General features: G+C 75.7%; 9 protein-coding genes and 1 pseudogene. 2 read left to right on the top strand and 8 right to left on the bottom strand.

The genetic code is table 11. The features are described 5' to 3' along the window. Nucleotides 1–63: 63 nt before the first annotated feature. The 5 genes from ACIQUR_RS30280 to ACIQUR_RS30260 all read right to left on the bottom strand — a co-directional run bounded on the left by ACIQUR_RS30280 (nucleotide 64) and on the right by ACIQUR_RS30260 (nucleotide 7,852). On the bottom strand, nucleotides 64–1,230 hold the full coding sequence (locus ACIQUR_RS30280; RefSeq protein WP_403671045.1) for a substrate-binding domain-containing protein: 1,167 nt from the start codon (nucleotides 1,228–1,230) through the stop codon (nucleotides 64–66). After that, a complete protein-coding gene (locus ACIQUR_RS30275) occupies nucleotides 1,227–2,246 on the bottom strand; it encodes an ABC transporter permease (RefSeq protein ID WP_403671042.1) in 1,020 nt (339 codons plus the stop codon). The genes ACIQUR_RS30280 and ACIQUR_RS30275 overlap by 4 nt, the downstream gene beginning before the upstream one ends. Continuing rightward, entirely contained in the window at nucleotides 2,243–3,865 is a 1,623-nt protein-coding gene (locus ACIQUR_RS30270) for a sugar ABC transporter ATP-binding protein (protein WP_403671039.1), read from the bottom strand. The genes ACIQUR_RS30275 and ACIQUR_RS30270 overlap by 4 nt, the downstream gene beginning before the upstream one ends. 96 nt (nucleotides 3,866–3,961) lie before the next feature. Continuing rightward, nucleotides 3,962–6,811, bottom strand: coding sequence for a SpoIIE family protein phosphatase (locus tag ACIQUR_RS30265; RefSeq protein WP_403671036.1), 2,850 nt, complete (start codon nucleotides 6,809–6,811; stop codon nucleotides 3,962–3,964). Between the two features lie 108 nt (nucleotides 6,812–6,919). Then, nucleotides 6,920–7,852, bottom strand: a complete 933-nt coding sequence (locus ACIQUR_RS30260) for a cyclase family protein (protein WP_403671033.1) — start codon at nucleotides 7,850–7,852, stop codon at nucleotides 6,920–6,922. A gap of 264 nt (nucleotides 7,853–8,116) precedes the next feature. Here ACIQUR_RS30260 and ACIQUR_RS30255 point away from each other — a divergent pair, with 264 nt between their 5' ends. Then, nucleotides 8,117–9,268 carry a PP2C family protein-serine/threonine phosphatase gene (locus tag ACIQUR_RS30255; protein WP_403671030.1) on the top strand — a complete coding sequence of 384 codons (1,152 nt, stop codon included), beginning with the start codon at nucleotides 8,117–8,119 and terminating at the stop codon, nucleotides 9,266–9,268. Between the two features lie 224 nt (nucleotides 9,269–9,492). Continuing rightward, nucleotides 9,493–9,933 (top strand): hypothetical protein, encoded by a 441-nt coding sequence (locus tag ACIQUR_RS30250; RefSeq protein ID WP_403671027.1) that lies wholly within the window; start codon nucleotides 9,493–9,495, stop codon nucleotides 9,931–9,933. A gap of 34 nt (nucleotides 9,934–9,967) precedes the next feature. Here ACIQUR_RS30250 and ACIQUR_RS30245 read toward each other — a convergent pair. From ACIQUR_RS30245 to ACIQUR_RS30235, 3 genes and pseudogenes are all read right to left on the bottom strand, one after another. Beyond that, nucleotides 9,968–10,953: pseudogene (locus tag ACIQUR_RS30245) on the bottom strand (IS5 family transposase). Nucleotides 10,954–11,036: 83 nt separating this feature from the next. Then, nucleotides 11,037–13,295, bottom strand: coding sequence for a caspase family protein (locus tag ACIQUR_RS30240; RefSeq protein WP_403671024.1), 2,259 nt, complete (start codon nucleotides 13,293–13,295; stop codon nucleotides 11,037–11,039). Next, nucleotides 13,279–13,713 carry a hypothetical protein gene (locus ACIQUR_RS30235; RefSeq protein ID WP_403671021.1) on the bottom strand — a complete coding sequence of 145 codons (435 nt, stop codon included), beginning with the start codon at nucleotides 13,711–13,713 and terminating at the stop codon, nucleotides 13,279–13,281. Before ACIQUR_RS30235 ends, ACIQUR_RS30240 begins: the two co-directional genes overlap by 17 nt. Between the last annotated feature and the right edge of the window lie 87 nt (nucleotides 13,714–13,800).

Here is a 13,800-nt window from a genome sequence, read left to right as displayed (position 1 = left end):
CCTCGCGGCCGGGGGCCGGTCCGCCAACGGAATTGACGGAATCCCGCCGGCCGCCGAGCGAGGTCAGGGTCCCCGCCAGATACGGCGGTAGGCCTCCTGGTAGCCCGGCGGGTCCCAGGACGTGGCGCCGCCGCTGTTCCGCACCGTCGCCACGTGGACCGGGGCGACGTAGCCGCTGGGCGGGCGGCCGGCCAAGGCGCGGTTGAGTTCGTCGACGATCTGCCAGCCCTGCTGGGCCAGCGGTTCCGGCACCGTGGCGGCCTGGTACGCGCGGCTGTTGATCCGCTGGAACGCCGACGGGTCGCCGTCGCCCGCCCCGATGTTCACCGGCGGCCCCTCGCCCGGCAGCCCCGCCGCCCGCAGCGCCGGGGCCGCGTCGGCGAAGTACAGGTCGTTGATCGCCACGGAGTGCGTCCACCGGTCCCCGAAGCGCGAGACCAGCGACGAGACCTCCTGCGGGGTGCGCTGGGTGGCGTCCGGGATGGGGATGTTCTCGGTCGCCAGCAGCCGCAGCCCGGGGCAGTCCGCCAGCCGGCGCTTGATCAGCTCGGACTTGGTGCGCGCGAACGGGATGGAGTCGTCGGTGAACACGACGACCCCGCCGCCGCCCCCGGACTCCGCGATCACCCAGTCCGCACTGATCCGCGCCACCTCCGCCACCCGGGTCGTGATGTTGGTGAAGAGCGGCGGCCGGGTGCTCGGCCCGGGGGTGCTGACGGCGTGCCAGCCGACCACCGGGATCCCGGCCGCCCCGGCCCGCCCCATCTGCCGGGCCGTCAGCTGCGGGTCGAAGCCGCCGATCACGATGCCCGAGGGCCGCAGCGTCACCGCCTGGCTGAGCGCGGCCTGGAGGCCCGCCGGGGTGCCCTCCCCGTCGATCACCCGGACCTGCCAGCCCACGACCGCCGCGGCCTCCCGCACCCCGGCCGCCACGCCGGCCACCCCGGGGTTGGTCATGGTCTGCGCCACGTACACCAGGCTCCTGCCCGGTGCCGCCGGGGGGCCGGTCGTGGGACCGCTCCAGGCGGGGTCCGTACGCTCGGCCCGCGCCACGGCCGCCCTCGCCGCCTCCAGCGCCGCAGGGCAGCCCGCGGCCGCCCGGGAGGCGCCGGTGTCCGGGCCGCCGGACGTGCCGCCGCCCCCGCAGCCCGCCACCAGAGCGGCGGTGGCCACGGCGGCGACGGCGGCCCGTCGGCCCGGGGAGCGGAAGGCGCTGCGGTCCGGTTTCACGGTGCTCCTGTCCGGGTCGGGGGCGCGGCGACGTCCGGCGCCCGACTGCGCAGCCGCCGCCGGGCCGCGTACCCGGCCAATCCGACCGCCAGCAGCAGCGTGGCGCCGTTGAACAGCGGGGTGGCCCAGAACTGCGCCCCCAGCTGGCCGATCCCGGCGAGCCCGACGGCCAGCAGGGTGACGGCCACCAGCGTGCCCAGCGCGTTCGCGCGGCCCGGCCGGACGGTCGTGGAGCCGAGCAGCGCGCCGACGAACGCGGGCAGCAGGTAGTCCAGGCCCACGCTCGGGTTGCCGATCTGCTGCTGCGCGGCGAGCAGCACCCCCGCGACGCCCACCACCAGGCCGGACGCGGTGAAGGCGTACACCGAGTACCGCCGGGTGGGGATGCCGAGCATGCGGGCGGCGCGGGGGCTGGAGCCGACGACGTACAGGTACCTGCCCAGCGGCAGCCGCTCCAGCGCCACCCAGATCACGAGCGTGGCCGCCAGGACGTAGTACGCCGGCACCGGCAGACCGAGGAGGTCCGCGTCGTACAGGGCGGTGAACGAGGGCGGCAGGCCCTCCGGGCCGGGCACGATCCGGCCGCCGTCGGTGAGCCATCCCGTGAGCGCGTACATGATGCTGCCGGTGCCGAGCGTGGCGATCAGGGAGTCGATCCTGGCGAACTCGACCACGACCCCGTTCAGGGCGCCGACCAGCGCGCCCCCGCCGACCACGGCCAGGCAGGCCAGCGGCCAGGGCGTGCCCTCGACCACGATCAGGTGCAGCACCAGTACGTGCGCCAGCCCCAGCCCGTAGCCGATGGACAGGTCGAACCTGCCGGCCGCGATGGGGACCGTCGCGCCCAGGGCGAGCAGCGCGGGGATCGACTGGTTGGACAGGATCGAGGACACGTTGTCCCGGGTCGGGAAGGTGTCCGGCAGGGCGGCCGAGAAGGCCAGGAACAGCACGGCCGTCAGCGCCGGCAGCCCGTAGCCGCCGATGAGGTGGTGCCCGCGCGGCGACCAGCGCGTCACGGGGCGGTGCCTCCGGTGACCGCGGGCACGGCCGACGCCGCGCGGGTCAGCGCGGCGGGCGTCAGCGCCGCCCCCGCCAGCTCCACCGCGACCGTCCCGCGGACGAACACCAGCGCCCGGTGGCAGAGGTCCGCGACCTCCTCGAAGTCGGTGGACACCAGCAGCACCGCCAGACCGTCCGCGGCCGCCTCGTCCAGCAGCCGGTGCACGGACGCCTTGGCGCCCACGTCCACGCTGGCGGTCGGCTCCTCCAGGATCAGCAGCCGCGGCCGCCCGCGCAGCCACCGGCCCAGGACGACCTTCTGCTGGTTGCCGCCCGACAGGGTGGCGAACGGCACCTCGCCGTCGCGGGGGCGCACGCCGAAGCGGTCGATCAGCGCCGCCGCCTCGCGCCGCTCCCGGCGCGGGGACAGCCACCGCCAGGCCGGCACCCCGGCCGCCCTGGGGTTGGCCAGGAAGTTCTCCCGGACCGTCAGGTCGGGCGCGGAGCCCTCCTCCTGACGGTCGACGGCGACGAAACCGACCCCCCGCCCCACGGCGGCGGCCACGGAGCGCGGGTCGTAGGGCCGGCCGTCGAGCAGCACCCGCCCGCCGCGCCGCGGGAGGGCACCGGCGAGCGCGCGCCCCAGGTCCATGTGCCCGGCGCCGGTCAGGCCCACCATGCCGAGGATCTCCCCGGGCGCCAGCTGCAGGCTGACGGGTCCGGTACGTCCGGTCCGTACGGCGTCCAGGCGCAGTACGGGCCGCCCGCCGCCCGGCACGGCGGCCGCGGGCCCCCGGCCGGCCGGCATCCCGCCGGCGGCCGCCCGCCCGGCCGGGGTCCCGCCCACGGCGGTCCGGCCGGCCGGCAGGCCGCCCGCGATGTCCCGGACCAGCCGGTCGGGCCCGTACCCGGCCAGCGGCCCCCGGCTGACCAGCCGGCCGTCGCGCAGTACGGCGAACGCGTCGGCGACCCGGTACACCTCGTCCAGCCGGTGGGTGACGTACAGGACGCCGTGCCCCCGGTCGCGCAGCGCGTGCAGGACGCCGAAGAGCCGGGCGCAGTCGGCGGCGGGCAGCGTGGCCGTCGGCTCGTCGAGGACGAACAGCTCGGCCCGGCGCGCGAGCGCGCGGGCGAGGGCGACCAGGGAGCGCTCGGCGGGGGCGAGGTCCGCGATCCGCGCCCCGGGGTCGAGGTGTCCGGCGACGATCCCGAGGGCCTCGGCGCAGCGCTCCCGGGTGCGCCGCCAGGAGATCAGGCCGCGGCGGCGGGCGTAGCCCGTGCCCAGCGCGATGTTCTCGGCGACCGTCATCCACTCCACCAGCCCCGGGTCCTGGTGGATGAACGACATCCGCGCGGTGGCGGCCTCCGACCCGAGCGGGTGCCCGGCCACCGTCACCGAGCCCGCGTCGGCCCGGTGGACCCCGGCCAGCACCTTGATGAGGGTGGACTTCCCGGCGCCGTTGGGCCCCAGCAGGGCGAGCACGCTGCCGCGGTGCACGTCGAGGCTGACCGCCTCCAGCGCCACCGTGCCGCCGAAGCGCTTGCCGAGACCTCTCGTCCGCACGAGCGGTTCCTCGCCCGCGGGCCCGGGCGGCCGGCCCTGCGGGGTGTCGGAAGGGTCAGGGGCGTCGGTCACGGGACGTCTCCGGGGCCGGTCTCGGATCTGCCTGGGGGAGTGCGGGTCAGGCAGATGCTACTGGCCGTTCCCGTACATTCCGGGATGCAAGGGGCGTCAGGCGGCGTCCAGGGCGCATTCGGCCCAGATGACCTTGCCGCGTGGCGTGTACCGGGTTCCCCAGGACTGGGCCAGCTGGGCGACGAGGAACAGGCCGCGCCCGCCCTCGTCCGTGGTGGCGGCCCGCCGCAGGTGCGGGGCGGTGCTGCTGCCGTCGGAGACCTCGCAGATCAGGGTGCGGTCGTGGATCAGCCGCACCCGGATGGGTTCGGTGCCGTAGCGCATCGCGTTGGTGACCAGCTCGCTCAGCATCAGTTCGGCCGCGAAGCCGAGTTCCTCCAGACCCCATGCGGCGAGCCGGGCGGTGACGGCGGTCCGGACGTCGCAGACGCGCGCCGGGTCGGCCGGCACGTCCCAGCCGGCGATCCGGTCCGCGGGCAGGGTGTGCGTACGGGCCACGAGCAGCGCGATGTCGTCGGCGGGGTGCTGGGGCGCCATGTCCTCCATGACGGCCCGGCAGGTGTCCTCGGGGGTCCGGCCCGGGTGGGCCAGGACGGACCGCAGCCGGTCCAGGGCGAGGTCGACGTCCTGGCGTCGGCCTTCCACGAGCCCGTCGGTGTACAGCACCAGCGTGCTGTCCTCGGGGAGTTCGAACTCGGCCGTCTCGAAGGGCAGCCCGCCCAGGCCCAGGGGAGGCCCGGCGGGCAGGTCCGGGAAGGTCACCTCCCCGTCGGGGCGGACCAGTGCGGGCGGGAGGTGGCCGGCCCGCGCCATGGTGCACTGCCGGGTCGTGGGGTCGTAGACGGCGTACAGGCAGGTGGCGCCGGCGATGCCCGTGCTGCCCGCGGCGCCGTCGTCCCCCTCCTCGCGGTCCAGCCGGACGAGCAGGTTGTCCAGGTGGGTGAGGAGCTCGTCGGGGGCGAGTTCGAGCTCGGCGTACGTGCGCGCCGCGGTCCGCAGCCGGCCCATGGTGGCCGCGGCGTGCAGCCCGTGGCCGACGACGTCGCCGACCAGCAGGGCGACCCGGGCGCCGGACAGGGGGATGACGTCGAACCAGTCGCCGCCCACCCCGGATTCGGCCGGCAGGTAGCGGTGCGCCACCTCGACGGCTCCCTGCTCGGGGAGGCCGCGCGGCAGCAGGCTGCGCTGGAGCGCCAGGGCGAGGGTGTGCTCCCGCGTGTACCGGCGGGCGTTGTCGATGCAGAGGGCGGCCCGGGCCGCCAGCTCCTGGGCCAGCCGCCGGTCGTCGTCGCCGTACGGTACGGGGTCCCGGGCGCGGTAGAAGCTCGCGATGCCCAGCACCACCCCGCGGGCGAGCAGCGGTACGGCGATCAGCGAGTGCACCCCGTACGCGAAGACCCGGCGGGCGCGGTCGGGGCTCTGGGCGATCCAGCCGGTCGCCGCCTTGAGGTCGGGCTCCAGCACGGCCTCCCGGGTGGTCAGGCAGCCGAGCAGGGGGGTGCCGGGGTGGAGGTCCAGGCGCTGCCCCGCCGGGAAGAACGGGCAGTCGTCGCGGATGCCGTGGACCACGGTGCGGTGCAGGTCGGCGCCGGGGTCGGCGGCCTCGTCGCCGCGCAGCACGGCCTCGGGCAGGTCGACGGTGACGTAGTCCGCCAGTCGCGGGACCGCGATCTCGGCGAGTTCCCGGGCGGTCCGGCCCACGTCCAGGGTGGTGCCGATCCGGGTGCTCGCCTCGGCCAGCAGCTCCAGGCGCCGCCGCGCCTCGACGGCGTACTTGCCGACCTCGGGCTCGCCCACCAGGACCAGCCCGCGGACGGTGCCGGGGCCGTCGGGGGCCGAGGGCGGGGCGGCGGCCGGTGCCGGCCCGGCGGATGTGCCGGGCGGGGACGGGACGTGGGCGGCGGGTCCGGCCGGAGCGGTTCCGGCGGCGGGGGCGCCGTCCGCCCCGGCCGGCGCCACGCCCGGCGGGTGCGGGAGGGAGAGGTGGTGGACCGGTGGGGTGTCGCTGCCGATCACGGCCTCGACGACCATCCCGCGCACGCCCGAAGGGCTCGTCACCGGCCGGCTGAGCAGCGTGGCCCGCCGGCCGTGGGGGAGCGCGACGCCGACCGCGGCGCGCCGGGACGCGGAGATCAGCTCGGTCGCCTTCTCCTTGAGGACGTCCCGGTCGTGCGGGTCCAGCTCCAGCTCGACGGTCTCGACCAGTTCGTCGAGCCCGGCCGCCCCGCCCGCGACCGGGGAGCCGACGTGCAGGCCGTTCGGGGCGGCCCGGCCGGTACGGGCCAGCCGCTCGGCGTCGGCGTACGCGTGCAGCAGCCCCCGCTCCCGGGCCGAGCTCTGCTCCATCAGCCGCCGCTCGATCCGCCCGGCCGCCCGGCGGGCCAGGGCGGTCAGGGCCGGCCGCTCGCAGGCGTGCGGGTAGCCGAAGCAGAGCACGCCCTCGATGCGCCCGCTGAGCGGGTCGCGGATCGGCACGGCGCAGCAGGCGTTCCGCTGGGCGCGTTCGGCGAAGTGCTCGGCGCCGTACACCTGGACGACGCGCCGCTCGGCCAGTGCCAGGCCGATGCCGTTGGTCCCGCCGTACCGCTCCGCGAAGACGAAGCCCGGCACGGTCTGGATGGCGGGCAGGGTGCGGGCCATCGAGGGCTCGCCGAAACGGCGTTGCAGCACCATGCCCTCGGCGTCGGCGACCGAGATGTTGATCTCGCTGCCGGCGAACCGCTGCTGGAGCCGGTCGAGCACCGGCGCGGCCGCCCGGACCAGCCGCCCGTCGGGGTCGAAGTCCTGCCGGAAGGGCAGGTCGGACCGGTCGGGCGAGAGCCCCAGCAGCCGGCAGCGCAGCCACGAGTCCAGGATCGGGCGGCGGACACCGGTCCTGACCGGTTCGCCGACCAGGAAGCGCTCACGGGAGCGTGCGGGGCCGATCTGGTCTCCCGTGACCGCCATCTGCATCACTTCCCTCGCCGGTGCGGCTCCGGCCGGGACGGCCGGCCGTGGCCCCGTGCGTGAAGTTGAATCGGATCGCTTTGAGTATATTCCTGGTGTTTTACGGCTTCACAGCACGGCGACGGGATTGACCGGCGAGCCCGTCCCGCCCGGCACGTTCAGGGGCGTGACCACGAGCAGGAACTCGTACCGTCCCGCGCCGGCGCAGGCGACCGCCAGCGCCTCCAGGTCCAGGTTGTCCAGCAGCGGCACCCCCATGGCCGCGACGGCGAGGGCGTGGACGGGCGAGTGGACCCCCTCCACCGGCGAGGGCCGCAGGTCGTTGTCCCCGTCCGCGCCGAGCAGCGCGATGCCGCGCTCCGCCAGCAGCGGCACCGCGTCCACGTGCAGCCCGGCACCGGCCGCGGCCACGTCCCAGGGACCCAGCTCGCGCCGGCGCCGGAACCTGCCGGTGCGCACCAGCACGGCGCAGCCCTCGTCGATCCGGACGCCGAGCGACCGCTCGGCCCCGGCCAGGTCCCGCGCGTGGACCGGCCGCCCGGGTTCCAGCCAGTCGGCGCCGACGACGGCGGGCAGATCCAGCAGCACGCCCCGGGTGACCAGCGGGCCGAGTGCCGCGACCGCCCCGAACCGGGCGCCGGCCGCGCCGATCACGTCCCGGGCCGGGTGGCCCCCGTACAGCTGCCCGCGGTAGGCCACGTGCGACAGCGCGTCGAGGTGGCTGACGCCTTTGCCGTGGTAGTCCGCGCCCAGGAAGTCCTTGTGGGTGGCCGGCTCCGGCGGTTCGACGTCGCCGAGGTCGGACATGTAGTGCAGGGCCGGCCTCGGGTTCTCGGGGCCGGGCCGGGTGTCCCAGGGGAGGCCCAGCTGCACCGGCGTGCCGTCCCGTACGAGGGCAGCGGCCCGGCGCACGTGGTCGGGGGTGACGCGGTTCCAGGCGCCCCGGCCGGCGGGGGACCAGCGGCCCCACGTGCGGAGCGCGGCGAACAGGGCGTCGAACTCCCGGCGGGAGACCGGGGGAACCGCGGGGTCGGTGCTCATCGGGTACGGACTCCAGGGGCGGCGTTGACGGGCTCGGGGGTGGTGGTCACGGCGCGGACGGCGCCGGAACCCCCTTCCGCATCGCTACCCCCCGGCCGGGCCGTGCCCGGCACCCGTCGGAGCGACGGCCGGCGCGCGCAGGGCCCGGGGAACGGGGTGGCGGGTGGAAGTGCAGGTGGGCGGCCGGTCCGCGGCCCGCCGGCCCGTTCGGAGGGGCCCGGCGCAAGTGGCGGCCGTCCGCCGGATGGAGGCACGCTTGTAGTCATGAGAGCGCCGTTGCGCTCGCCCCCGGGCCCGGGAGCCGGCCACCACCAGGTCCTCTACTTCCTCGCGGAGTGCGTCCCCTTCGCGATCGCCCTGGTGGTGCTCGCCATCGAGCTGACCCCCGCGCACGTCGTGTACACCGGACCGCTGCTGGTCGCGACGCCCGCGCTGGCGGCGGTGACGATGGGCCCCAAGGGCACGCTCGCAGCCCTCGGGGTGGCCGTGGTCGTCAGCGTGATCACCGCGACCCACAACGACGCATGGGGCGGCCAGCAGGTATACACCAATCTGGTCGCCCTCTGCCTGGTGGGTGCCGCCAGCGTCGTCACCAGCCGGGCCGTCCAGACCCGCCGGGAGAGCGAGCTCGCCCAGGTGCGCCGGATCGCCGCGGCCGCCCAGGAGGTCCTGCTGCGCCCGGTGCCGGCCCGGCTGGGCCCCGTCCGCGCGGCCAGCATGTACCTGGCGGCCGAGACCGGGGCGCAGATCGGCGGCGACCTGTACGACGCGGTGCAGACCCGGTACGGGGTGCGGATGATCGTCGGCGACGTCCGGGGCAAGGGGCTGCCGGCCGTACGGGCCGCGGCGGTCGTGCTCGGCGCGTTCCGGGAGGCGGTGCACTACGAGGACGACCTGGTGGAGGTCATCAGCCACTGCGGGGAGGCGCTGCGGCGGGACGCGGCCCTCGCCGGGGCGGGAGCCGCCGGCGACGACGCGTTCCGCGAGGCCTTCGTGACCGCCGTGGTGGCGCAGATCCGGGAGGACGGCACCGTCGAACTGATCAACCGCGGCCATCCGCCGCCGCTGCTGATCGGCGAGGGCTCGGCGCGCTGCCTCACGCCGGCCGTCCCGCTGCCGCCGCTCGGTCTGGAGGAGTTCATCGGCGGTCCGCCCGGGCGCCTGGAGAGCTATCCGTTCGTCCCGGGGGACCGGCTGCTGCTGCACACCGACGGCGTGATCGAGGCCCGGGACGGACACAACGTCTTCTTCGACCTGGCCACCGCGATGGAGACGATGCGCGGCCGCACCCGCCAGGCCTTCCTGGAGGACCTCCGGGACGCCCTGCTGGCCCACACCAAGGGCAGCCTCTCGGACGACGTGGCGCTCATCGTGGTCGACCGCGTGGACCGCTCCGACCCGGTCAAGGGCCGCTGACGCCCGGACCGGCCCCGGCCCCGCGGTGCCGCCACCCCGCCCAGGCCCCGGCCGCGCCATGCCCCCGCGCGCCGCACGTGCCCTGGCAGCGGGCCCCGGTCCTGCGCACACCGGACCGCCGGTCCGCCGGGGCCGGGCCCGGGCCTAGGACCTGTCCGGACGATCATCTGGTAAGGCAGCTCGGTGATACTTTGGCCGGAATCGTGGGAGGGGTAGGCGAATCCGTGGACAGTGACCTGCGGCGTGCGGTCGTCGTGACGCTTGGCGAACTTGGGCGAAGCGACGACTGGCGTGACCGGGCGGATGCCGGTCACAGCCTGGCAGGGTTCGCCGAAATGCAGGAGGCCGTAGCGCCGCTCCTGGAGCTTGTGCTCGATCCTGGTGACACCTTCGTCACCCGACGGACCGCTGAAGGCTTGCTTCGGCGAAAGGACAGGGCCGGACTGACGATAGTCGCGTCCGCATTGGCAGTCGCCGACGACAATCATGCCGATTGGATCCACACCGCGCTTGTCGATGTCTTCAGCATCTTCTCGCAGGACCTGGACGAGGCTCTACGGCTCTGCGAGGAGATGTCGGGCGACGCTGACGCTCGTGTTGCTCAGGGGGCCCGCCGACTGCACGAGGGGCTTGCAGTGATCGATCCCGTTCTTCGCCCCGCATAGCAGGGGGCAATCGCTGTTGTGAGGGTGCAGATCCTCAACGGCAGGGGCAGCGCGGGGCACGTTGTCGGCGATCATGTTCGGAGTCAGATCGTGAGAGGAGCCAGATCGTGAGAGCTGCCACGGTGGCGGTGCCGAGGAAGATGTAGCCGCGCTTGTCGTAGCGAATGGCGACCGCCCGGGACTGCTTGAGGCGGTTGATCGCCCGCTCGATGGTGTTGCGCTTCTTGTAGCGGTCCTCGTCGAAGCCGGGCGGCCGTCCACCGCGGGCGCCTTTGCGCAGGCGGGCCGCCTGGCTGTCGGTCTTCTCCGGGATGGTGTGGCGGATTCCCCGCCGTCGCAGGTACTCGCGGATGGGGCCGTTGCTGTAGGCCCTGTCGGCCGCGAGGCTGTCGGGCTTCTTGCGTGGTCGTCCCAGGCCCGGTCTGGGCACTCGGATCTTCTTCAGGACCGGCTTGAACTGGGTGCAGTCTGCTCGCTGACCAGGGGTGACGATCAGGGACAACGGGCGGCAGCGGCCGTCCGCGCTCAGGTGGAGCTTGCTGGTGAACCCGCCCCGCGAGCGGCCCAGGCCCTCACCTCCCGCACCACCTCCACCAGGCGGGCGAGAAGGCTCTGCCACGGCATCTCGTCCTGGTGTTCCATGCCTGCGGCCCCCTTTTGTCCCGGGACCGGCGGTGGGTCGGTGCGGGCACCGGCCGCGTGCTGATGCGCGCGGACGATGGTGGATTCGACCGAGATGTCCCAGTCGATCTCGCCTGCGGCGTCGGCCGCGGCCTGGACCTGCTGGAGGAGACGTTCCCAGGTGCCATCGGCCGACCACAGGCGGTGGCGTTCGTAGACGGTCTTCCACGGTCCTAACCGTTCGGGCAGGTCACGCCACTGCACCCCGGTCCGCACCCGGTGCAGAATCCCGTCGATCACCTGCCGGTGATTCCGCCACCTGCCACAGCGCCCGTTAGAGACCGGCAGGAACGGCCTTAGCCGTTCCCACTCGGCATCACTCAGATCACCCCGCCCCATGCCCACAGGAACGACTCGGGCACGGAGCAGTCACATGATCGGCCGGACAAGTCCTAGGTGCGCCCCGGGACCGTCCCGGCCCGTCAGCCGGGCACGCCTTCGCCGCCCTCCGCCCGCAGGGCCAGGATGCGGCCCGCGCGGACGCCCGCGGCGGCGCAGCCGAGGGCCGCCACGGCGAATGCCAGGATCGGCAGGACCGCGGCTGCCGAGTCGTACGAGTTCGACTCGACCATCCGGTGGAACTCGACCGGCGTGGTCCGCAGCAGGTGGGAGTCCGCCTTTCCGCCCCCGGAGCGAGTGGTCCAGTCTCCGGCAACCAGCCAGAACCCCGCCAGCACCGCGGCTTCCGCCAGGGCCGGTACGAGGGGCGGCAGCCACGCCGAAGGGGAACGCAGCGACGGCCGGTAGGCGCCGCCCAGAGCGTAGGCGCGCCGCGCCAGGACCGCCCCGGTGCCCGCACTCGCCAGGCCCGCCAGCTGGGTCAGCGAGACCGCCGCGTCGTACTCGTAGCTGGAGTTCCACCATGTGATCCAGACGAGGGCCACCGGTACGACCGCCCAGGCGGCCGGAACCGCGAGCGCCCGCAACACGGCCGTCCACCGGGCTCGCGGGCCCAGCCGGACCGCCTCGGCCGCCAGGCGCGCCCGTTCCTGCGCGTCCGCGCGCTCCCGTGCTGCCTGCCGCTCCAGGTCCCGCTGCCGCGCCGCGTCGTCCAGCCGCCTCGCCCGCTCGGCGGCGAGCCGCGAGGCCCGGGCCTCCTCCTGGACCAGGGGGACCAGGTCCGCCGCGAGCAGCCGGCCCGGGGGCGCGTCCGGGCCGCCGGCCGCCCGCAGCAGGGACTCGTACCAGTACGGGGGTTCCGGCGGGGGCGTCGCGTCGGGCAGGCCGGTGAGGGCGTCGGCGACCGCGTCCGCCGGCAGCAGCCCCGCCAGCAGCGCGCCCGGGGCCACCTCCTCGGCCCAGCCGCGTGCCTCCGCCGGCCACCACCGGTCCGGGCGCACCGCCGTCGCCCAGTCGTCGAGGGCGGCCCGCCACCGGGCCCGCACCTCCCGGAGCGCGGCGAGCCCGTCGAACCCGGCCAGCACGTCCAGGAGGGGCGTGCCGGCGAGTTCGGCCACCAGTGCCCGCTCGGCGGCCGACCCGTGCCGGCCCGCGAGACAGGCACGGGCGAGGGACCCGTACGTGACCTCGCGGCCGCGGTGGACCACCGGGCCGGCGGGGTCGAGCCAGCGGAGCAGGCACAGCAGCTTCAGCTCCGGGGACAGCCCGTCACCGGTCAGGTGGTGGTCGACCAGGGCGATCCGGCCCTCGATGTCGTCCGTGTGCGGATTGCCGAACTGCTTCAGCCAGGAGAGGAGGTCGGACCAGCCCTCCGAGGGTGCGGCGGGGGTGCCCATCCGCACGAAGAAGCGGTGGGCGGCGTCCGGGCCGTGCCGGCGGAGCGCATTGGCCAGTTCCCGCCGGTCGGAGTACAGGGCTCCGCCCAGTGCGAGCGGTCGCGCGACCCCGACCGGGGCGGGCACGGGCACGGGCACGGGCGGCGCCGGCGGCAGGGGCGGCGGAGGCGGCACGGGCGGGCCGGAACGCGCGCCCCCGGCCGTGCCCGGCGCCGCCGCGTTCCGGGTCAGCGCCAGCAGCCCCGCCGACCCGCCGGCCCGTACCTCCGGCAGGGGCAGGCCCCGCAGCAGGGCGCGCCGCCGGACCGCCCGCGTCACGTCGTCCAGCGGCAGCAGCGCCCCCGCCTCCGCGACCCCGCTCCGCAGGACGTAGAGCAGTTCACCCGTGAAGCTGGTGTGCAGCGCCCCCTCCGGCGCCAGGGCCGTCGCGGTCGCGGGCGTGGCCGTCAGGACGTAACTGCCCTCGATCTCCAGCTCCTCCGGGGAGGCCACGGGCCCGCCGCCCATCCCCTGGACCGCCCAGCCGCTGAAGCAGCAGTCCAGGATGACCACCTTGTTGGCGGCCGTGGACCCGCCCACGACCTCCCGCAGCAGGTCGTACGCGAAGCCGGTGACGGCGAGGTCGGTGCGGCGGGTGGCCGGCAGGCCGAGGTACAGCTCGCCCGCCCGCCGCACCATGCCGTGCCCCGCGAAGTACACCAGCAGCGTGTCCAGCGCCTCGTCCGCGTGCCGGCGCAGCTCGTGGAAGACGTCGACGGTGCCGGCCGGGTCCAGGTGCGTGGTGCAGTGCTCCGGGGCGAAGCCGCCCGACGGGCCGGTCAGGAGGGCGCCGAGGTCCCGTACGTTGTGGGCGACGGCCGGCAGGTCCGGCACCTCTTCGTGCGCGTACGTGGCCGCGCCGAAGAGGTAGGCGCGGGACAGCGCCGGGTCAGGCAGCCGGCTCATCGTCACCGTCGGCGGAGCCGGATGCGGCAGTGCCCGTGCCGGTCGTACCCGCACCGCCCGGCCCGTCTCCGAGGTGCTCGGAGAGGGCCGCGACCAGGCGTGCCACCTCGTCCGGACCGCCGTTGAAGTCGAAGCTCACCCCGTCCGGCCGGGTGACGCGCACCGCGGGCGCACCGCCGCCCCGCCGGGCCGGCCGCTGGCCCAGCCACAGGTCGACGGCCGCCACCACGGAACCGAGCACCGCGACGCCCAACTCGGCTATCGACAGCACGAGTTCGACGTCGGCCCCCATGGTCCCCGGCTGCGGCTCCGCGGCCCGGAGCTGTACCCGCCCCCGCAGGGCCCGCTCCGCCCGCAGCCACGCGCCGAGGTCCTCCAGCGCGACCGCGTCCCCCGGGACGTCAATCCGTACGTACATCCTGCCGGTGCTCCCTTCCCCCGATGTGCGCGCGGCAGGGGCGGTCCCCCAGCCGCGTGATCATCGTAGGACCGGCGCCTCGGCCGG

Source organism: Streptomyces sp. NPDC101132 (assembly GCF_044759225.1).
GTDB lineage: Bacteria > Actinomycetota > Actinomycetes > Streptomycetales > Streptomycetaceae > Streptomyces.
This window is presented reverse-complemented; position numbering and strand designations above follow the sequence as displayed.